Annotated in this window: 18 protein-coding genes and 1 tRNA gene; 6 read left to right on the top strand and 13 right to left on the bottom strand. The window is 69.5% G+C overall.

Going from position 1 to position 20540, the window contains the following annotated elements; genetic code table 11:
- Window positions 1–85 precede the first annotated feature (85 nt).
- The 6 genes from arcS to LT972_RS01590 all read right to left on the bottom strand — a co-directional run bounded on the left by arcS (window position 86) and on the right by LT972_RS01590 (window position 5756).
- Complete coding sequence (arcS, locus tag LT972_RS01615) at window positions 86–1840, bottom strand: archaeosine synthase subunit alpha (protein ID WP_232571449.1); 1755 nt, start codon at window positions 1838–1840, stop codon at window positions 86–88.
- A gap of 39 nt (window positions 1841–1879) precedes the next feature.
- Window positions 1880–3352: a tRNA guanosine(15) transglycosylase TgtA gene (gene tgtA, locus LT972_RS01610; RefSeq protein WP_232571448.1), complete on the bottom strand. Its 1473-nt coding sequence runs from the start codon at window positions 3350–3352 to the stop codon at window positions 1880–1882.
- A gap of 44 nt (window positions 3353–3396) precedes the next feature.
- Window positions 3397–3567 (bottom strand): hypothetical protein, encoded by a 171-nt coding sequence (locus LT972_RS01605; protein WP_232571447.1) that lies wholly within the window; start codon window positions 3565–3567, stop codon window positions 3397–3399.
- 265 nt (window positions 3568–3832) lie between these two features.
- Entirely contained in the window at window positions 3833–4378 is a 546-nt protein-coding gene (locus LT972_RS01600) for an NUDIX hydrolase (protein WP_232571446.1), read from the bottom strand.
- Window positions 4379–4419: 41 nt separating this feature from the next.
- Entirely contained in the window at window positions 4420–4956 is a 537-nt protein-coding gene (locus tag LT972_RS01595) for an AAA family ATPase (protein ID WP_232571445.1), read from the bottom strand.
- Between the two features lie 77 nt (window positions 4957–5033).
- Entirely contained in the window at window positions 5034–5756 is a 723-nt protein-coding gene (locus tag LT972_RS01590) for a hypothetical protein (protein ID WP_232571444.1), read from the bottom strand.
- 72 nt (window positions 5757–5828) lie between these two features.
- Here LT972_RS01590 and LT972_RS01585 point away from each other — a divergent pair, with 72 nt between their 5' ends.
- Window positions 5829–6257, top strand: a complete 429-nt coding sequence (locus LT972_RS01585; RefSeq protein ID WP_232571443.1) for a type IV pilin — start codon at window positions 5829–5831, stop codon at window positions 6255–6257.
- A 198-nt stretch (window positions 6258–6455) separates the two neighbouring features.
- Here the strand turns inward: LT972_RS01585 and LT972_RS01580 are convergent, their stop codons facing one another.
- Both LT972_RS01580 and LT972_RS01575 read right to left on the bottom strand, forming a co-directional pair.
- Complete coding sequence (locus LT972_RS01580) at window positions 6456–6842, bottom strand: type IV pilin (RefSeq protein ID WP_232571442.1); 387 nt, start codon at window positions 6840–6842, stop codon at window positions 6456–6458.
- A gap of 288 nt (window positions 6843–7130) precedes the next feature.
- Window positions 7131–7203 (bottom strand) — tRNA-Pro (locus LT972_RS01575).
- A 232-nt stretch (window positions 7204–7435) separates the two neighbouring features.
- Between LT972_RS01575 and katG the strand changes: the two genes are divergently transcribed.
- A complete protein-coding gene (gene katG / locus LT972_RS01570) occupies window positions 7436–9574 on the top strand; it encodes a catalase/peroxidase HPI (protein WP_232571441.1) in 2139 nt (712 codons plus the stop codon).
- Window positions 9575–9650: 76 nt separating this feature from the next.
- On the opposite strand, the gene LT972_RS01565 is transcribed toward katG, so the two are convergent.
- Window positions 9651–10094: a TIGR00725 family protein gene (locus tag LT972_RS01565; RefSeq protein WP_232571440.1), complete on the bottom strand. Its 444-nt coding sequence runs from the start codon at window positions 10092–10094 to the stop codon at window positions 9651–9653.
- Complete coding sequence (gene trmY, locus LT972_RS01560) at window positions 10094–10684, bottom strand: tRNA (pseudouridine(54)-N(1))-methyltransferase TrmY (RefSeq protein ID WP_232571439.1); 591 nt, start codon at window positions 10682–10684, stop codon at window positions 10094–10096. Before trmY ends, LT972_RS01565 begins: the two co-directional genes overlap by 1 nt.
- A 308-nt stretch (window positions 10685–10992) precedes the next feature.
- On the opposite strand from trmY, the gene LT972_RS01555 reads away from it, so the two are divergent.
- The 3 genes from LT972_RS01555 (at window position 10993) to rnhB (ending at window position 13302) form a co-directional block, all read left to right on the top strand.
- Window positions 10993–11322 carry a hypothetical protein gene (locus LT972_RS01555; RefSeq protein WP_232571438.1) on the top strand — a complete coding sequence of 110 codons (330 nt, stop codon included), beginning with the start codon at window positions 10993–10995 and terminating at the stop codon, window positions 11320–11322.
- A 67-nt stretch (window positions 11323–11389) separates the two neighbouring features.
- Complete coding sequence (locus LT972_RS01550; protein WP_232571437.1) at window positions 11390–12670, top strand: tRNA pseudouridine(54/55) synthase Pus10; 1281 nt, start codon at window positions 11390–11392, stop codon at window positions 12668–12670.
- The gene (gene rnhB, locus LT972_RS01545; RefSeq protein WP_232572632.1) at window positions 12667–13302 is read left to right on the top strand and encodes a ribonuclease HII; all 636 of its coding nucleotides are present in this window, start codon (window positions 12667–12669) and stop codon (window positions 13300–13302) included. The genes LT972_RS01550 and rnhB overlap by 4 nt, the downstream gene beginning before the upstream one ends.
- A 3-nt stretch (window positions 13303–13305) precedes the next feature.
- Here the strand turns inward: rnhB and LT972_RS01540 are convergent, their stop codons facing one another.
- On the bottom strand, window positions 13306–13770 hold the full coding sequence (locus LT972_RS01540; RefSeq protein WP_232571436.1) for a DUF3592 domain-containing protein: 465 nt from the start codon (window positions 13768–13770) through the stop codon (window positions 13306–13308).
- 112 nt (window positions 13771–13882) lie between these two features.
- On the opposite strand from LT972_RS01540, the gene nucS reads away from it, so the two are divergent.
- Window positions 13883–14635 (top strand): endonuclease NucS, encoded by a 753-nt coding sequence (nucS, locus tag LT972_RS01535; protein ID WP_232571435.1) that lies wholly within the window; start codon window positions 13883–13885, stop codon window positions 14633–14635.
- Here the strand turns inward: nucS and LT972_RS01530 are convergent.
- Together LT972_RS01530 and LT972_RS01525 are read right to left on the bottom strand one after the other, a co-directional pair.
- Window positions 14632–17073 (bottom strand): efflux RND transporter permease subunit, encoded by a 2442-nt coding sequence (locus LT972_RS01530; protein ID WP_232571434.1) that lies wholly within the window; start codon window positions 17071–17073, stop codon window positions 14632–14634. The two genes, nucS and LT972_RS01530, sit on opposite strands and share 4 nt — an antisense overlap.
- The gene (locus LT972_RS01525) at window positions 17070–20327 is read right to left on the bottom strand and encodes a COG1361 S-layer family protein (protein WP_232571433.1); all 3258 of its coding nucleotides are present in this window, start codon (window positions 20325–20327) and stop codon (window positions 17070–17072) included. The genes LT972_RS01530 and LT972_RS01525 overlap by 4 nt, the downstream gene beginning before the upstream one ends.
- Between the last annotated feature and the right edge of the window lie 213 nt (window positions 20328–20540).

The raw sequence follows: 20540 nt of genomic DNA, 5'->3' as shown, positions 1-20540 counted from the left end.
TGTTACGGCGATAATAACACCGGACGAGGAGTTCGACGAGGCCACGTAAAGCGGGGTCGTGTCAGCGACGACGACCGCCCGCCTGTCACTTCTCCTCGCAGTGGCGGACCTGCACCGCGACGCCGCGAGTGGCGTCGGCCATCGCCGGGCCGGGCATCTGCGCGCGCCCGACCGCGAAGGCCTTCGGCCCCTCGACGACCACTTCGTCGCCGACCCGGATGTCGTCGCTCGCGTCCAGGATACCCGGTGCGAGCACGCTCCCCTGCGGGACGAAGCCGTCTATCTCCACGCGCTTGGTGGGCGCGTCGCTGTCCACCCAGCGGCGCGCGCCGGCGAGCGTGAACGACAGCGACCCGTACTCGGGGACGAGCGCCGCCAACTGCTCGCCGTCCGCGTCGAGCGCCTGCAGTTTCGGGTAGCGGCCCTGCACTTCGAGGTCCGGGAACAGGTCGTCGCCCGCGCCGTCGCCGATGAAGTAGTCGGCCACCGAGCGAAGCGTGGCCTCCTCGCGTTCCTGCACCCAAATCTTGTCCTCGCCCGCGAGCGCGGCGTTCAGTTCGCCGAGCGCCTCGCTCGTCGTCGGGTGCTCCTCGACGGTGAACTCGAAGGGGACGTCGACCTCGCCGGCGACGCGCTCGCAGATGTCGCGGTAGCCCTCCGGCGGAACGTGCGCGATGACTCGGGAGTAGTCGGTGCGCTCGAGATAGCGCTTCAGGACGCGCGCGACGAAGTCCTTCTCCTCCTCGCTCCACCGCCCCGTCACCACGGAGTCGTAGTGCTGGGCGGGGTACGTGAGTTCGAGTTCCTGGGGCACGACCCCGATGGGCGACGTGATGGAGACCATGTGCGCGCGGTAGTCGGCGGCGTCCTGGAACTGCCGGTGGCTCTGAGAGTCGCTGTACGGCTTCCGCGCGGAACACGGCACGAGGAGGAGGGGATGGCCGTCCAGTCGTTTCTTGTACCGCGAGGTGACGCGGTCGGCGAAGCGCTGAATCTCCACGCGGCGGAGCGCGTCCTCCGTCGACGCCAATAGCAGGGAGTCGCGGAGCGCGGGCGTGCGCTCCTCGAGGTAGCCGTACTGCTGGTCGAACTCGCGGAACGCCGCGGTCACCCACGCCTCGTGGCGCGCCTGCCCCTCGACGTAGTCCCGGAGGCGACCGTCACGGATGCGGCGACGCACGCGCGCCAACTCGGCCTCCAGCAGGGCGACGTTGTGGTCGACGCAGTCCTCCCGGTCGAATTCACTGATTGGCTGGCGGCACGCCGAACAGGCACACGGCAGTTCGTCCAGTTCGTCGAGGTCGTACTCGCCGTCGGTCGTGAGGTAGGTGCCCTGCGTCCCGCGAATCACGGCGCGGTCGGCGTCCACGAGGTCGACGCCCGCGTACACGAGCACGGCGACGTTCTGGGGCGTCGCGACGCCCGGGAGGTAGAGCGCAGTGTCGTCCGGGACGGCCTCTCGAACCTCGACGACGGCGTCGCGGAACGCCGACCCGTGGCCGACGGTCCCGGGCGCGCCCGACAGCACGTACGCGTCGGCGCCGAAGTCATCGGCCGTCTCCGGAGAGACGACTGCGGCGCTCGGGTAGTCGACGTCCGGGTAGTCCGGCGCGAACGACTCCTGCACCTCGTCGGCGGTCCCCGACGGGAACGCGCGGTGGGGAAGCACGGTCAGCACGAAGTCGTCGCCCTCGGGGAGTGATTGGGGTTCCGCCCACCGGCTCCCGGCGTCCTCGACGACGTCGTCGGCGAGCGCCGGCGTCGTCACGGACTCCGCGAGGCGGAGTTCGCCCACGCGCGCCGCGGCGTCGCGCTCGTGGACCTCGAAGTAGTCGGTCATGCCCTCTGTTCGGGGGCGCGCGCCCAATTGCCTTGCCTTTCAGTCGCCGCCCGACGTGTCCACCGTCTCCACGCGCTCGGGCACCGCGTCGAGCGCCGTGGCGGGCCAGTCGTGGTGCGCGAGCGTGAACTGCGTCTCCGGGTTTGCGTCGGCGAGGCGCCGGATTCCCTCGGCGGCCGCCTCGTAGCCCGCGGCGTCCATTCGCTCAGGCGTCTCCGCTGTTAGGGGGTAGGTCGTGGAGAGCGCGGACGGGAAGGGGCCGAACGGCGCGACGACGTTCCAGCACTCGTCGAACCGGCGGTTGTCGTCGCCCTCGGTGAGGAGCACGTCGTCGCCCGCCACGTCGAGGCGCGCGAGGCGCCGGTGGTGCCGGAGGACTTCGGGACGGCGCGCGCTGTCGGCGGACGTGTACCGGAACGCGTCCTTGCTCGCGGGGTCGCTCGCTTCGAGTTGGTCGGCGTGGTCGAGGAGCGCGCGGTAGCCGTCCAGCGTCCGGGGGTGGGCGTGGGCGCGCGCCTCCACGAGTTCCATCAGGTTCCCGGCCTTGATGGCCTGCTTGACGCGCCGGAGTTCGCCGAAGGAGACGTGGAGGTTGTGCTCGGCGAGCAGTTCCTCCCGGGCGGCGTCGCCCATGCGCTCGACCTCGCGGGGCGTGTGCTCGGCGCAGACCGGGCAGTCACAGGGGAAGTAGTGGAGGCTGTCGAGGTGTTTCGTCCCGGAGACCGTGAGGTAGCGGTCGTCGCGGGCGTAGATGGCGTACGCGGCGGAGTCGAAGAGGTCACAGCCGAGCGCCGCGGCGAGCGCGAACATCATCGGGTGGCCCGCGCCGAACAGGTGGACGGGGGCGTCCCGCCCGAGGCCGCGTTTCGCCGCGAGCACGGCCTCCGTCATGTCGTCGTAGCGGTACTGGTTCATCAGCGGGACGACCGCGCCCACCGGGAACAAATCGAGGCTCGTGCCGTAGGCGTGCTCGCCCGCTCGCTCGCGGAGGTCGGGGTACGTCGACCCCTGCACGGGCGCGTTCACGAGCATATCGCCGACGTCGACGGTCTCCGCGAGTTCGAGGCGCTCTTGGGTGGTCGCGAGTTCCTCTTCGGCCTGCTCGCGGGACGAATCAGGCGGCGTCGGGATGTCCACGGGCGTCCCGATGTCGCTCCCGATGTCGCGCTGGAACTGCAGAATCTCCTCGGTGTCGGTGTCGATTTCGCCGTACTCCGCGAGTTGGAAACTCCCCGAGTCGGTCATGATGGCGCCGTCGAAGCCGAGCATCTCGTGGAGCCCCTCGTCGAGCGCGCGCTCGTTCAGGTCGGGGTCGTTCTTGATGATGTAGGAGTTCGTGATGAGCATCTCCGCGCCGAACTCCGGGAAGCGCGCGGGGTCGACCGTAATCAGGTTCGGGTTCACGACCGGCATCAGGGTCGGCGTCTCGACGGTGACGCCCGCCCGCGGCACGTCGAGTTCGCCGATGCGCGCCGCGCCGTCCTGCGCGGCGATTTCGAAGACCTCTCTCATTAGCCCCCGGTAGCCGCCTCGCTCGCATAGGGCTTGCCGTTCGGCTACACCGACGTCTCCACGTAACAGACGCGCTCGCGGGGAATCCGCCGGACGGTGCCGTCCTCAGTCCGCACCAGCCAGTGGCCGGTGTCCTCGTCGTAGTGGAGGTTCTCGTCGTCGGTCGGCCACTCGGTCACGCCCTTCTGGGGGTCCTCGTAGACGATGGTTCCCATGCAGGGGCGTCGCGTCGGACCGAAATAAGCCCCGCCCCCGCTGACAGGGATTTATCTGTTCGTCTGCCGAAACGCGCGTATGGAACTCCTGATGCTGGGTGTGGCTGTCGCCCTGGTCACCGCGTATCTGTTCCTGTTCTTCCGGTCGTACTGGACCGGTACCACCGGCCTCAACGGCGAACTGTTCGATTAAACGCCCGCTCTCGCGCCGCTCGAACTGGCTGACCGCTTCGACCGGCGGTCGAGACCGCGGCCTCCGGTCGCGCTACGCGTCGCCGAGTTCGTACTGCAACACGCCGAGCGCGGTGCGGCCGTCGCGCACGTCGTCCCGACGGACCGAATCGAGGAGTTCGTCGTAGGCCTCGGTCGTCACGCGAATCGACTCGTTGAAGTCCAGGTTCTGCTCGCCCGTCGGCTCGCAGCCCTCCGCGACGAAGTAGTGGTGGACGGCGTCGCTGATGCCGTTGGCGGGCTCGTAGGTCGCGAACCGCTCGACCGACTCGGCCTCGTAGCCCGTCTCCTCCGTGAGTTCCCGGCGCGCCGCCACCGCGAGGTCCTCGTCGCCCTCTACGCTCCCCGCCGGGAGCGCGCGGTTCACGCGCTTGACGGTCTGGCGCCACTCCTCGATGAGCACCACGTCGCCGTCGGGCGTGAACGGCAGGACGACGACGGCGGGGTCGTCGACGAGGTAGTCGAAGTCCGTCTCCGTGCCGTCGGGCAACACTACGTCCTCGTGGACGACGTCGAACCCCGGGCACGTGTACGCCGTCTTGCGGTTCGTCGTCTCCCACGCCATGGGGTCGTCGCTCATCGACGGCGATTCGCAGAGCGCGGAGAAAAGCGTGGCGAGACCTAGAACAGGCGGTCGACCTGCGCGAGCGTCTCCTCCAGCGTCCCCGAGTTGTCCACGCGCGCGTGCTCCCCGGCGAGCGACTCGAACTCCTCGCGGTACTGCTGGTGAATCTCGAAGTCGGCGTCGCTCGCGTCCCCGGAGCGCGCGCGAATCCGCTCCCGAACCACGTCCTCCTCGCAGGCGACGCGAACGAGCGTGAACGGCACGCCGAGTTCTTCGGCCGCCCGACGCGCCCGCCCGCGGTACTCGCGGCGCTTGAACGTCCCGTCGAGCACCACGGCGTCACCGTCGGCCACGGCGTCCTCGGCCCGCGAGAACAGTTCGTCGTAGACGGCGCGCATCTCCTCGCGCGTGTACTCGGGGTCCGGGAACAAGTCCTTGCGCACGACGTCCGTCCGGAACAGCGTCGCGTCGAGCGCGTCGACGGCGTGCTCCGCGACGGTCGTCTTCCCCGCGCCCGGCAGCCCGCACACCACCACGAGTCGCGTCTGTTTCCCGGCCTCCGATGCGTTCTCGACGACGCGCTCCCCACTCACGGTAATCGGGTGGGAAACGGAGCGCCCGCGTAATGAAGGTGTGGAATCCCGGCGGCACGCCGTCGCGCCTGCGGGACCTACAGCGACACCGAATCGAGGTCGTCGCTCAGCGACGCCACGTCCTCGTTGAACGCCGCGACGAACGACGCCACGTCCGGCGCGTACTCACGGAGGTCGCGGGCCGACGGCGGCCCGTACTGGGAGACCAGATAGACGCCCTGCGCGCCGCCGACGCGCACGTACGACGCGCGGTCGAGTTCGCGTTTCAACTCCCAGCGCGTCCCCTCGACCGTCGCCGCGAACGTCCCGTACTCGGTGTTCTCCACGCGGTGTAACGCGCCCGCCATCTCGTCGGCGACGCCGCGAATCCGCGAGACGACGCGGTCGCGCTCGTCGGCCACCGACGCCGCCGACGCCACCTCGGGGAACTCCTCGGGCACGCCGTCGAGCACGCCGTCGAGTCCCCGGACGTACGCCTCGAACGAATCCACGAGGCCCGCGTAATGCTCCATCGCCCGCGCCAGCGGCTCGGGCTCCGGGGGCTGGTGGGTCGACACGACGTACACGTCCAGCCCGGCCTGCCCCTCGAAGCGCAGGAACTCCAGTTCGCCGGCCTCGTGTTTCACCGTCCACTCCCCGCCATCCACGCGAAACGACCGGCGTCCGTACTCGCCGCCCTCCAAGCGCGCGAGTTCCCACGCCATCTGCCCGGCGTGCTCGCGCACCCGCGCCACCACGTCGTCCCGGCGCTCCCGCACCGCCGACGCGTCCGCCACGTCCTCGTCCAACCCCTCTATCATCGGCGTGGACCACGGCCGCCGCCGGCATAACGTCGTCGCCCACGCCGGCGAGAAGCCACGAGCCTTTATTCCGTGACGCCGCCATACCCAGACGAACGAGCGCCCGCCACCGACCACACCATGCAGGACACCACCATCGACGCGCCCGAACTGGACGACCGCGGCGTGAGCCCGGTCATCGGCGTCGTGTTGATGGTCGCGCTCACCGTCATCCTCGCGTCCGTCGTCGCCGCCGCGGTCCTCGATTTCGGCGGCAGCGTGGACGACGGCCCGCGAGCCACCGTCTCCGTCGACGACGGCAACGTCACCGTCACGTCGCTCGGCGACGACACCGCGGGCGTCTACTGCACCGGCGCGGACACGCTCAACAGCCCCAGCGGCCCCGACACCGACGCCGGAACGCTCGCCGACATCGGCGACCGCATCCTCGACTGCGCCGGCGACAGCGTCGTCGCGGTGACCGACGGCGGCGACGAAGCCGTCGTCAGAACCCGAGTGTAATCGACGCCCATCGACCGGGCAGGACTGACGCGGAGAACGCGAAGAGAGCGTAGCGGCTGCTGTCGAATTAGCGCGAGGAGGGAGATTCAGTGGAACACCACACGGCGATTCCCGTGTGCGTCTCGGCGCGTCGCGCCGAGCGGAGAGGTGGCGGGGGACCGAATTCCCTAAAGGGAGCGAACCGGGCGAGTTCGCGGTTTAGATGTCGGTCCGGATGGTCGCGTTGTTGGCGTTGTCGTTGCCGACAGCGACGACGTTAGAGCCCTCAGCACAGGACATCGAACCACCGACACTCGAAGTGCTGTTCAATTCGCTGCCACCGCTGTCAACACAGGAGACCCGGAGGGTATCGTCTCCCTTTGAAACGACAGAGACGGTAACATTACCGGTATTACTTTCATCTGGGCTGATATCCACACCGGCAGACGCGTTACTGGAGACGCTACCGCCGAAGCCGAGCACGAAACTCGCGATGACGGCGGCGAGGATGACCGTAATCGCCACCATCAGGATGACGCCGATGACCGGGCTCACGCCACGGTCGTCGTCGTCCGGCAGGTCGAAGAGACTGATTTTGTCTTTCATGGTTTCTGATACGCGTACCGAAGTGCGAGTTTGGGTGCGGCGGCTGAGCCGCGGTGAAGGATGTTATCCACATCCTAACCACCTCCCCTCCACTTGAGTACGCGCTTACCACCGCTTATCGCGATTGTGACTTATACTCTTTCCCTATTCAGGGTACAATAACGCGTTCGCGTCGGGCGAGCGCAAGACGGCTGGCACCCGCAGAGCGCATTAACGACCGACTAAAACCGCGACGAAGCAGAACAGTCTCGCGAACGCCGCCGCTGTCCGAGCAGAATGCGGGAGAAGTGGGCCGGCGCGAATTCGAATCGCGGTTACGGCCACCCGAAGGCCGAAGGATACCAAGCTACCCCACCGGCCCGCACTCGAACAGACGCACGTGGGCGGTTTAACGGTTCCGACTCCGCGAAGGTGCGTCACTGGATGGCGCACGAACGGGAGTCGAGAGCGCAGCGAGCGTCGCGGTGTTCGACACCGGCGAAGGGGCGACTCGGCGCCAACCGACCTACGGGTTCGGTAGATTGCTTCGGCTGTCGCGAAGAATCCTTTCCGAATCAGACAATATTAATACGCCAAAGCACAATCCATCGACGATGACTGGGTCTAATCAGGACTGGTGGCCGAACCAGTTGAACGTGGACATTCTCGACGAGAACGCCCGCGACGTCGGGCCGCACGGCGAGGACTTCGACTACGCGGAGGCGTTCGAGTCGCTGGACCTCGACGAAGTGAAAGCCGACATCGAGGACGTGATGACGACGTCCCAGGACTGGTGGCCGGCAGACTACGACCACTACGGCCCGCTGTTCATCCGGATGGCGTGGCACAGCGCGGGCACGTACCGCACCACTGACGGGCGCGGCGGCGCCAGCGAGGGCGCCCAGCGCCTCCCGCCGCTGAACAGTTGGCCGGACAACGCGAACCTCGACAAGGCGCGACGCCTGCTCTGGCCGGTCAAGGAGAAGTACGGCCGGAACCTCTCGTGGGGCGACCTGATGATTCTCGCGGGGAACGTCGCCATCGAGTCGATGGGCGCGAAGACGTTCGGCTTCGCCGGCGGGCGCGAGGACGCGTTCAAGCCCGACCAGGCGGTCGACTGGGGCCCCGAAGAGGAGTGGGAGGCCTCCGAGCGGTGGGACGAGGACGGCAGCCTGCAGGGCGACCTCGGCGCCACCGTGATGGGGCTCATCTACGTGAATCCCGAGGGCCCGGACGGCAACCCGGACCCGGAAGCGTCCGCGGAGAACATCCGCGAGTCCTTCAGCCGGATGGCGATGAACGACGAGGAGACGGTCGCGCTCATCGCCGGCGGGCACACGTTCGGGAAGGTCCACGGCGCCGACGACCCCGACGAGCACGTCGGCCCGGAGCCCGAAGCCGCGCCGCTGGAGAAACAGGGCCTCGGCTGGGAGAGCGACCACGGCTCCGGCAAGGGCGGGGACACCATCACGTCCGGCATCGAGGGGCCGTGGACGCAGTCGCCGACCGAGTGGGACACCGGCTACGTCGACAGCCTCCTCGACTACGAGTGGGCGGCCCAGAAGGGGCCCGGCGGCGCGTGGCAGTGGCTCCCGGTCGACGAGGAACTCCGCGACTCGGCGGAGCCCGCACACGGCGACGACGAAGTGACGCCGATGATGCTCACGACGGACATCGCGCTGAAACGCGACCCGGACTACCGCGAGATTCTGGAGCGCTTCCAGGACAACCCGATGGAGTTCGGCATCAACTTCGCGAAGGCGTGGTACAAACTCACGCACCGCGACATGGGCCCGCCCGAGCGGTTCCTCGGTCCCGAGGTCCCCGACGAGGAGATGCTCTGGCAGGACCCGCTGCCGGACCGCGACTACGACCTCGTCGACGACGAGGACGTCGCGGAACTCAAGGACGAACTCCTCGACTCGGACCTCTCCACGTCCCAGTTGGTCAAGACCGCGTGGGCGTCGGCGTCCACGTACCGCGACAGCGACAAGCGCGGCGGCGCGAACGGTGCGCGCCTCCGCCTCGAACCCCAGCAGAGTTGGGAGGTCAACGAGCCCGAGGAGCTGACGGCCGCGCTCCAGACCCTCGAGGAGATTCAAGAGGAGTTCAACGCCTCGCAGTCCGACGACACCCGCGTCTCGCTCGCGGACCTCGTCGTCCTCGGCGGCAACGCGGCAGTCGAGCAGGCGGCGGCTGACGCCGGCTACGACGTCGAAGTTCCGTTCGAACCGGGTCGCGTCGACGCCACGCCCGAGCAGACGGACGTCGAGTCCTTCGAGGCGCTCGAACCGGAGGCCGACGGCTTCCGGAACTACCTCGGCGACGACGCCGAGCGCCGGGCCGAGGACCTGCTCGTCGACAAGGCCGAACTGCTGAACCTGACCGCGCCCGAGATGACGGTGCTGGTCGGCGGGATGCGCGCGCTCGGCGCGAACTACGACGACACCGAGTACGGCGTCTTCACGGACGAACCGGGGACGCTGACCAACGACTTCTTCGAGACCCTGCTCGCCATGGACACGAAGTGGGAGCCGGTCTCCGAGGACGGCTACGTCTTCGAGGGGCGCGACCGCGACACGGGCGAAATCGAGCGGGAGGCGACCCGCTTCGACCTCGTGTTCGGTTCGAACTCCCGGCTCCGCGCCATCGCAGAGGTCTACGGCGCCGACGACGCCGAGGAGAAGTTCGTGCAGGACTTCGCCGACGCGTGGCACAAAGTGATGACCAACGACCGCTTCGACCTCGAATAGCCGTCGAAGCCGGCGCGTAGCGCGCCGAAACCTCGTTTTCTCTCTCGGTTCTCGCCTTCTCTCGCGATTCCGGGAGTCAGCTCGTCGCGTCCTCGACGTAGTCGACGGCGCCGTCGGGCGTCTCGACGGCTTCGACGTGCGGCGCGTCGGGCGCGTCGAGGCCCGCAATCGGCCGGTCGTACACGGACGCGAACCCGACCTCCGAGAGCGTGCCGCCGCTCCCCTCGACGGCGATTGCGGCGTCCCCGTTCATCACGACGAGCGCGTTCCGCGCGTGGCCCATCCCGGTCGCGATAGCGGTCTCGACGTACTCGTTGGCGGCGTCGCGGTCCTCGCCCGGGAGGATGCCGATGGTGTGGCCGTCGGCGTCTCGCGCGCCCTCGCAGACGGCTTCCATCACGCCGCCGAGGCCGCCGCAGACGACGGTGTGGCCGCGTCGGCCGAGCACGCGCCCGAGTTCGCGGGCGGTGTCGATACCGGATTCCGTGGGCGTGCTCGCGCCGATGACACTCACCCGCATCAGTAGTCGGTGAAGCCGTCGGTGTCGAGGTAGTTGTGTGCGACGGTGACCGTGTGGTCGGCGTGCAGAATCTGGGGGCCGACGCGCACCCGGCGGTCGCTGCGCTCGGCGAGCAGCGCGGCCTCCTCGTCGGTGAAGTCGCCGTGGTCCGAGAGCACGAACACGGGGTTCTCGGGCGGCTCCGCGTCGGCGAGTGGCGTGCCGTCCTCGTGGAGTTCAACGACCGTCCCGTCGAGCGAGTCGAGCACGGCCTCGAACCCGCGCTTCGAGACGTGGATGCCGGGCGTCGACTCGGCCTCCCGGTGCCCGATGGCGCCGTCCTTCGCCTCGATGGCTTGCTTCAGCAGGCTCGCGACGTTGCGCTCGTCCGGACTCATGTACTGCAACTCGGAACTATCGATGCGGACGGTGAGTTCGTCCCGGAGCACGAGATAGACCTCGACGTCCTCGCGGATGCCGTGCGAGAGGAACACCGCGGCGCTCACGCACCGACACAGCACGTCGAGGCGGCCGGCCGCACCCGGCAGGTCGTCGAGCGGGAAATCGGGGTCCGTCGGGGCGTCGTGCCCGAGGACGACGAATGTTCGCATGCGTGGTGTGTCGGGGCTGGGTGGCTTCTGTCTGTCGGGTTCGGGTAGTCGGCTTCACAGCGACGACGAGCGGTGGCACTCACTGAAAGCCCTCGGCTGGGTACGCTCCCGCCGCTCGCTGCGCGCTTCGCTCACTCCGTTCGCTCCAGTGCTTGCCTCGCGGGGGTTCGCGTACCCAGCCTCGCCCTTTCAATCCACCAGGACTACCGGCTGAACGACAAGCGAAACGACCAACGACTCGTCTATCCGAACAGCGTCGGTTCGAGTGGCGCGACAAAACCTATCTGTCCTCCGAACGAGCCCCCGGAATGGGAATGGGCCGAAGCCTCGAACTCTCGGGGTCGGCGTTGCTGTTCGTCTTCGAAGCGGTGACGCTGGTCGCCCTCGTGGTGCTCGTCGGCCCGGTGCTGTGGCCCATCGACGACCCGAGGAGCGCCGCGCTCGCCGGCGCGTTCGCGCTGGCGCTGGTCGCGCTGGCGGCCGCGATGTGGCGCGCCCGGACCGTCGACGTGACGTACAGTCCGGGGTACGACATCGCGTGGAACCCGAGCGCGTTCCCCGGGCAGGCGGCGAAAGAGCGATGGGTGAAAGCGGTGCGGCGGTTGCCGCGTGGAGAGGACGAGGACGGGGAGGAGTGATTGTCGCTGTCACGGGGCGCATCGGCGGACCGAAGCATACGTACCACCGGCGCGCGACGACACGCCCATGACTGTCTTGGAGGACGCGCGGCGCGTCGCGGCGGAGGACCCCGTCTGTGACGCGTGTCTCGGGCGGTGTTTCGCGGACCGGAGTTTCGGGTTGTCGAACGCGGAGCGCGGGCGGGCGCTCCGGACGACGATGGCGCTCGAAGACGACGAGCCCTACGAGTCGCCGGACACCGCGGACTGCTGGGTCTGCGAGGGGCTGTCCGGGCGCTTCGAGGAGTTCGCGGAGATGGTCCGCGACGCAATCGAGGACGTGGCGTTCGACACGTACCAAGTGGGGACGCGGGCGCCGCCGCTGGTGGAGGAAAACGAGACGATGCTCCGCGACCTCGCGGGGCTGGACGCGGACGCGGGCGAACTGTTCAAGTCCGAGTGCAACCGCGAGGTCGGGAAGCGCGTGGGGCAGGCGACGGGCACGGACGTGGACTTCGAGCGCCCGGACGTGCTCGCCGTGCTGAACGTCGAGGAAGAGACCGTCGACGTGACAGTGAACTCGGCGTTCGTGTACGGGCGCTACCGCAAGCTCGAACGCGGGATTCCGCAGACGAAGTGGCCGTGTTCGGACTGCAACGGGACGGGGACGCTCGTTGACTCGCCGTGCCCGCACTGCGACGGCACGGGATTCCGGTACCCCGAGAGCGTGGAGCAGTTGACCGCGCCGCCGGTCGTGGAGGCGATGGACGGGGGCGCCGAGTCGTTCCACGGCGCGGGCCGCGAGGACATCGACGCGCTGATGCTCGGGACGGGGCGGCCGTTCGTCGTGGAGGTCGAACACCCGACGAACCGCCACCCGGACGCCGACGCGCTCGAAGCGGCCATCAACGAGTACGCCGAGGGGAAGGTGGAAGTCGAGGGCGTGCGCGTCGCCGACTACGGGATGGTCGAGCGCGTGAAGGAACTGGACGCCCGCAAGCGCTACCGCGCGAACGTGGAGTTCGGGAGCGCCGTGAGCGACGACGACCTGCAGGCCGCCATCGCGGAGTTAGACGGCGCGACCATCCAGCAGGAGACGCCCCACCGCGTGGACCACCGGCGCGCGGAACTCACGCGCGAACGCGAGGTCTACGACATCTCCGCGGAACTGGAGGACGACGAGCACGCCGTCGTGGAGGTCGAGGGCGAGGGCGGCCTCTACATCAAGGAACTCGTCTCCGGCGACGAGGGGCGCACGAACCCGAGTCTCGCCGGCCTGCTCGGCGTGGACGCGACGGTCACGGCGCTGGACGTGGTCGCCGTCGAGGGCGAAGAGGAGTCCTTCGAGGACACGGAGTTCCTGCACTGATGGCCTTCGGCGTCGACGAGGCCGGCAAGGGGCCGGTACTCGGGTCGATGTTCGCGGCGGCCGTCGCGGGCGACGCCGACGACCTGCCCGACGGCGTCGCGGACTCGAAGCGCCTCACCGCCGACAGGCGCGAGACGCTGGACGCCGAGATTCGGGACCGGATGACCGTGGGCGTCGCGGAGATTCCCGTCGCGCGCATCGACGACCCGGCGACGGACATGAACGCGCTGACGGTCGCGGCACAAGCCGACGCGCTCTCACAGGTCGCCGAGGGCGGCGACTCGGGCCACGTGGACGCCGGGGACGTGAACGAGGACCGGTTCGGGCGCCGGGTCGCCGAGGGCGTCGACGCCGAAATCGACGTGACCGCCGAGCACGGCGCGGACGACGAGTACGCGCTGGTCGCGGCGGCAAGCGTCGTCGCGAAAGTCGCCCGCGACGACCACGTCGCGGCGCTGGCCGCCGAGTACGGCGACGTGGGCTCGGGCTACCCGAGCGACCCGACGACCCGCGAGTTCCTGCGCGAGTACGTCCGCGAGCAGGGTGGTCTGCCCGACTGCGCGCGAGCGTCGTGGCAGACCAGCGCGGACGCGCTCGCGGCCGCCGAGCAGTCCGGCCTCGACGACTTCTGAGCGTCAGTACCGCCCCTTCACTATCGAGTACGCGGCGCCGAGGACGAACAGGAAGCCGAAGCCGACGACGAGCAGGGGTTTGTCGCTCGTTTTGTGCTTCAGGAACGCGTTTCCGGGGTCGTCGGTCGGCACGTGCGCGGTGATGGTGTCGCCGGGACCGCCGTCGATTTGGGAGCGCGCCTTCTCCCTGCTTCCGAACTCTCGCGGGAGTTTCCCCGGATAGACGTTCGCGGAGGTGTACGTCTCGCCCTCGTAGGTGTACTCGTAGGTCGCCTTCGGGCTGTACGTGTCGCCCTTCCCGGCGTGTTCTTCCACGGAGACGTCCGTGAGCGTGGCGTCGACCTCTACCGTGGAGTCGAGGGCCGCGGTCTGCGCGTCGTAACTGTACGCGCCGTAGCCGACGGTGGCGACGCCGACGAGGAGCGTCAGGGCTATCTGGAGTTTGCCGGAGGGCCCGCTGATTTCCATGCCGAGACACGCCGACGGGGCCACAAGAAACTGCCCCCGAGTCGCGGGCGGTGCGACGGCGGCGCGCAATCCGCATCCTTTTCGTCGCCGCCGCTCGTCGCCTCCGAGAGACATGGCCGCACAGCGAGTGGAGGCGCCGGACCCCGAGGCGTTCGTCGAGGCGGCGAAGGCAGCGTTCCGGGACGGCGCGGTGTTGAGCGTGCAGGCGCGCTGCGAGGTGGAGTACGAGGGCCGGACGAACGGCTACCTCGACGAGGGCGACCGACTGCTGGTGGCGAAACCCGACGGGACGTTCCTCGTCCACCAGCCGACGGGCCACAAGCCCGTGAACTGGATGCCGGGCGGCGGCACCGTCGAGGCCCGGGAGAGCGAGGGCGACGCCGTGTTGCTCGCGCGCCGCACGAACCCGAGCGAGCGCGTGGAGACGCGCCTCCACGAGGTGTACGGCGTGACCAGATTCGACGCCGAGGACGGCGCGACCTACGAGGAGTCCGGAACGGAGGCCGAGATGCACGAGTACATCGAGGCGAACCCCGAGGAACTGGAAGCCGGCCTGCGCATCGTGGAACACGAGCGCGAGACGAAGTACGGCTTCGTGGACTTCTACGCGGTGGACGACGACGGCACGCCGGTCGTCGTGGAGGTCAAGCGAATTCAGGCGACGCTGAACCACTTCGACCAACTCAAGCGCTACGTGGAGTTGTACGCCGAGAGCAACGACGAGGTCAGGGGAATGCTCGTCGCGCCGTCGGCGTCCGAGCGCGTGAAGCGCGCGCTCCGGGACAACGACCTGGATTTCGTGGAACTCGCGGAGTTCGGGCTGGACGCGAAGGGCGCGACGGAGGCGAAACTCACTGACTTCTAGGCGACGCGCCCCCAGAGCACGAGCACCGACGGCGTGAGGAACACTGCGGTCAGGTAGGAGTAGAAGATTGAGAGCGCGGTGAGCACGCCGAACTGCCCGAGGACGGGCGTGATGGCGAATACGAGCACGCCGATGCCGGAGGTAGTGGTGAGCATGCTCCCGGCGAGCGCGCTCCCGGTTCCGCGAACGGCGTCGTCGAGCGCGTCGTACACCGTCTCGTCGGGGCCGTACTCGTCGGCGAACCGGTGGACGACGTGCGCGGAGTAGTCGGTGCCGAGGCCGATGGTGATAGAGAGGATGGTGGCGGTGAGCGCGTTAAACGGCAGGCCGAACGCGCGCATCGACCCGGCGAGGTAGGCGATGGTGAGGACGATGGGGACGAGGTTGACGACGCCGAGTGACGGCCGGCCCTCCAAGGCGGCGTAGACGGCGACGAGGAAGACGGCGGTGGCGGCGAGCGCGACGGCGAGGCTGGTGACGGCCGACGCGAGAATCACGTCCGAGACGGCCTGAAACACGACCGTCTCGCCGGTGGCGGTCGCCTCGAACCGGTGACGGTCGGCGAGTTCGCGGCCCGCCCGCGACACCTCGGCCTGCGTGGCGTCGGCTTCCAGCGTGTAGACGACGCGGGCGGCCCGGCGGTCGTCGGTGACGAAGCGGAGCGCGCGGTCGCGGGCGGGCGAGTCCAGCAACGCCGAATAGATGGTGTCGAGGTTGTCGTCGGGAACACCGTCGTCGTTCGCGTCGTTGCGCTCGACGAGGCGGCGAAACGACGCCGATTGGGCGGCCCGGTCCCGAATCACGTCGAGGATGCTCTGCGTGGTCGCCGTGCGGTTCGCGGACACGACGACGGCTGGCGGGTCGCTGGCGGCGCGCTCGAAGGATTCGAGGGCGTAGTCCCGGCGCAGTATCCCCTCGACGTAGACGGTGACGGAGTCGCCCTGCGAGCGCTCGAAGTTCGCCTCTAAGAAGTTCAGGGTGCCCGTGACGGTGTACTCGCTCGGGCGGAACGGCTCCGGCAGGTCGTCGAGGTAATCGGGCGTCTCCTCGGGCGGGAGGAAGTCGTTCTGGGAGAACTCCGTGTCGACGCCGAGCCCGTAGAACCCGGAGAGCGCGGCGAGCAGGACGGCGAACGCGACGAAGAGACGCGGCGCCTTCCGCGCGGCGACGAGACCGCCCGCCGAAACGGACCCCAGAAGCGACCCCTCCGCGCCGAGCGGTCGCTCGCCGAACGTCGGGAGGTTCCGGCGCTCGCGGAAGCGGTCGGCGAGCACCTTCGACGCGGGCAGGAAGACGCCGAAGATGAGGAACGTGAACGTGATGCCGACGGCGGCGACGAGGCCGAACTCCCGAATCGGGGCGAGGCCGCTGGTGAGGTTCGCGGCGAACCCGAGCGCGGTGGTGGCCGTGACGATGAAAAAGGCGACGAGCAGTTGCCGGCTGGCGACCGCCATCGACGGTTCGATTGCGTTGCCCTCGACGCGCTCCTCGCGGTAGCGGTTGACGCTGTGGATGCCGAAGTCGATGCCGACGGCGAGCAACAGCGGCGGGACGGCGATGAGCAGTTGGGAGAACGGGATGCCCACGAGCCCCAGGAAGCCGAACGTCCAGACGAGCGCGACGGCGAGCGCGACGAGCCCCAACACCAAATCGACGGGGTCGCGGTACGCCACCAGCAGGAACGCGAAGATGAGCGTGATAGAGGCTGGCAACACGAGAATCAGGGAGTCGAAGACGACGTTCGCGAACTCCGCGGCGACGAGGCCGGCGCCGAAGACGGTGATGTCGCCGCCGGCCGAAGCGACGACGCGCTGGGCGCGCACCTGAATCGACGTGAGCGGGCTGTCGGTGCCGGCGCCCGCCGTCGCCGAGAGGCCGGCGGGGAGTTCGTGTTCGACGACGGCGACAGTGGCGCTGGCGCGCGCGCCGGGGCGGTTGAAGTCGTCGCTGAGTTGGTTCGCGAACCCCTCGCTCGCGGCGGCGTCGCGGACCGCAGCGTCGATTTCGCCGGGCGTCGCGCGCTCGACGGCGCGAATCTGGGCGTCGAGGTCCTCGGCGGTCGGGTCGAGCGTGGTCGCGACGACAGAGGCCGCGCTCGTCGTGGAGACGACACGCAGACTCGGGCGCTCTGCGAGGCGCTTTTGGGCCTCCAGCAGCCGCAACAGCGACGGTTTCGAGAGGACGTTCCGGCTGGACTGCACCAGTTGGGTGCTCCCGGTGTCGGGCGCGAACGTCGGCGTGAACTTCTCGTTGACCGCCTCGAAGGCGCGCTGTGCGGGGAGGTCTTCGGTGAACTGGCTGGTGCCGGCCTCGGTCGAGACGTTCCCGAGCCCGACCGCGAACACGCCCGTCAGGAGGAGGAAGCCGACGACCACCGCGCCGGGTCGGTCGACCGTGGCTCGCGCGACCGCCCGGACGAGACGACGGTCCGCCCTCATCCGTTCTCGTCGTCGCCGAACCACGACGACCCGTCGTCGGTGCCGCCGTCCGTCTCGCCGTCGTCCGCACCGCCGTCCGTCTCGTCGTTCTCGCCGTCACTCGCCGCGTCGTCCTCGCCGGCGCGCTGGCTGCGCCGGTGTCGAATCACGAGCGCGACGGCGACGAGGACGACGAGCAGCGCGACGGCGGGGAGCACCCACGCCGGCAGCGCGCTCGGCGGCGGTCGGTCGACGTCCACGCCGACGTTCACGGGTTCGGAGAGTTCGGTGTCGCCGTCCGGCGTCGTGTAGAGGAAGTCGACGGACAGCGGGTAGGCCTTCTCGCCGGCGCTCCCGGCGGGCGAGACGGTGAACCGAATCGTCGCCGACTCGTTCGGTTCGAGGGCGGCGACGAACGCCTGGTCGTCGCTCACCGAGAGCGGGTCGTCGGCGAACGCCTTCGCCTGAATCTCGGTGACGGTGACGCCGCGGTTGTTCGTCACCGTGAGTTCGACCACGGTGCTCTGTCCGGCCGTCGCGCTGACCGTCTCGCGCTCGACGACGAACGCCTCGCGCTCGGGCGCGACCCGCACGTCCGTGGTGAGGCGGTCGCTCGTCCGCCGGTCGCCGTCGTCGTCGGTGTACTGGACGCGGTACGCGAACTGACGGACGCCCGGCCCGGCGTTCTCGGTGATTTCGACGGGGAGTTCGAACGCCACCACGTCGCCCGCCGCGAGGTCGCCGACCGCGGCCTCCGTCTCGACGGGCGCGACGTTCGGCGCGTCGGTGACGAGCGTGACGCCCGCGGCAGTGACGTTCGCCGGCCCGGTGTTCGTGAGCGCGACGCGAACGCGACCCTCCTCGCCGACGCGCAGCGTGCTCTCGACGGTCTCGGCGGCGAACGCCTGCTCGTCGGCGGGCGTCGCGCCGAACGCGAGCGCGTCCGAGCGCTGGGGCTGTCCCTCCTCGTCCTCGAAGGCCACCGACGCCTCGAAGGCGTACGTCTGGTTCCCGGTCTCGTTGCCGGCGCGCACTCGGTACCGGACGATTCGGCGCTCGCCCGTCGGCCACCGCCCGACGAACCGCGTGTCGTTGACGCCGTCGCCGACGAGCAGACTCGTGCTGCGGGAGGTCAGCGAGACGGTGGCGTCGGTCAGCGTCTCGTTCCCGCGGTTCACCACCTCGAGGGCGAGCGTGCCGTCGTCGGCGGCCTGCAGGTCGGCGTCGACGGTCGCGAGTTCGAAGCGCGCCGTCTCGCTGGACGCCGCGGCGACGACCGAGATGGGGTCGCTCTCCCGGCGGTCGCCCGCGGGCGTGACGTACTCCACGACGACCGTGAGGCGTCGCTGGCCGGGCTGTGCGGTGTCGAGGACCGACGCCGGAACGGAGAAGTCGGCCTCGTCGCCGACGAGCAGGTCGCCGAGCACGACGGTTCGCTCGCGGGGCCGGAGGTTGTCGTCGGTGCCGGTGACGCGGAGGACGGCCGTCTCGACGTGGCTCGGCCCGAGGTTCCGGACGGTGCCGTTCACGCGGCCCTCCTCGCCGACCCGGAGGGTGCTCGTCACGTCCTCCACGGCGAAGCCCTGCTCGCCGTCTGGCGTCACCGACACGACCAGCACGTCCGAGGTCTGGTCGTCGCCGTCCTCGTCGGTGTAGGAGACGGTTACCTCCAGCGGATAGCGCTGCGTGCCCGCGCCGTCGGCGACGGTCGCCTCCACCGCGACGGTCTCGAGGTCGGCCTCGTCCCAGTCGCCGACGTACCGCGTCGCCTCGCCGTCGCCGCCGAGTCGCAGGTCGGCGTTCGGCGACCGCACCGTCACCGTCGCGTCCGTGACGTCCTCGTCGAGGAGGTTCGCGAGCGTCAGTTCGACGGTACCCGTCTCCCCGACCTGCAGGGACTCCTCGACGTCCGAGACGGCGAAGTCGTCGCGCTCGTCGAGCACCGTGGCGGTGTCGAACAGCGGGTCGCTCCGGCGCGCGTCCCCGTCCCGGTTCACGTAGTCCACGACGAACGACAGCCTGCGCTCCCCGGGTTCCGCGTCGGCCGGCACGCGAACGGGAATCCGGAAGTCCTCGCTCTCGCCGTCGTCCAGGTCGCCCACGACGGCGGCACGCCGCGCCACCACGTCCCCGTCGCCGTCCACGAGTCGCACCACCGCGTCGGCGACCGGCTGTGGCCCGTCGTTGGTCACGGTCCCCACGACGGCCCCGTCCTCGCCGACCCGCAGGTCGCCCTCCACGTCGTCCACGTCGAAGGCCTGCTCGTCGTCGATGCGCACGCCGAAGGGGCGCGGCACGGCCCGCTGTGGGTCGCCGTCCTCGTCGGTGTACTCGACGACCGCGGACAGCGCGTACCGCTGGGGCGCCGAGGTGTTCAGCGCCGTCGCCTCGATCTCCACCGTCTCCTCGTCGCCGTCGTCCCAGTCCCCGATGTACCGCGTCGCGTTGAACCCCGAGTCGACCGTGAGGTCGCGGTTCCGGGAGCGAATCGTCACCGTCGCGTCCCGCAGGTCCTCCTCGCCGACGTTCTCCAGGGTCACCTCGACGGTTCCGGTCTCGCCGACCTGCAGGTCCTCGTCCACGTCCACCACCTCGAAGCGCGCGTCCTCGGTCACCACGAGGTCGAGTTCGAACGTCTCCGTCTCGGACTCCTCGTCCCGGTCGTCGTTCGAAATCTCCTCGGTGTAGTCGTAGTCGACGGTCACGTCCAGTTCGTAGACGCCGGGGTCGGCGTCCTCGTCGACCACCACGTCGAAGCCCGCCTCGCCGATGGCGCCCGCCGGCAGGTCGCCCAGCGGCGTCGTCCCGGTCTGGATCGTCACCGGCGCGTCGCCGTCCTCCAGTTCCACCTCGACGTTCCGCGCCGTCGTCACGGCGTCCTCACCCTCGGGCGGCGTGTCGAGGCCGCCGTCGTCGACGGTGCCGCCGTTCGACAACTGGACGACGAGGCGCGTCTCCTCGCCCGGCGACACCGTGTTCTCCGGGAGGAACGCCGACAGGTCGGGTTCCCCCTCGACGGTCACGTCCTCGGGCTCCTCGGTCGTCTTCGGCGGTCGCTTCGTCGTGGTGCGTTTGGTCGTCTTCCTCGTGGTCGTGGTCGGGTCGTCGTCGCAGTCCTCGGTCGTGGTCGTCGTGGTCGTGGTCGTGTCGTCGTGGTCGTCGTCGCAGTCGCCGCCGCCCGCCAGCGTCGGCGCGTCTCCGGCGACGACGCCGAACGCGCCGACGACGAACATGCACGCGACGGCGACGGCGAGGACGCGGCGGTCGCGGCTCATGCGCTCGTCGAGCGCGGCGAACCAGTCTGTCGGCGCGGCACGGCGCCCGATTCCCCGTGTTGCACGACACCGAGTATCGCCTACCGGTCCGTTTGTAGTACACACCTTACTCGACGCCGCCCGACTGCACCACAGAATAGTGTTCAGGTAACTCGCGGAAACGGGCACGTCGCGGGTCGGAAGCCCGCCGGACTGTCGACGGTTTGCTCGCCG

This window comes from Halobacterium litoreum (genome assembly GCF_021233415.1).
GTDB classification, from domain to species: domain Archaea; phylum Halobacteriota; class Halobacteria; order Halobacteriales; family Halobacteriaceae; genus Halobacterium; species Halobacterium litoreum.
Note: the sequence above shows the minus strand (reverse complement) of the source record. Positions and strands in the feature narration are given on the sequence as shown.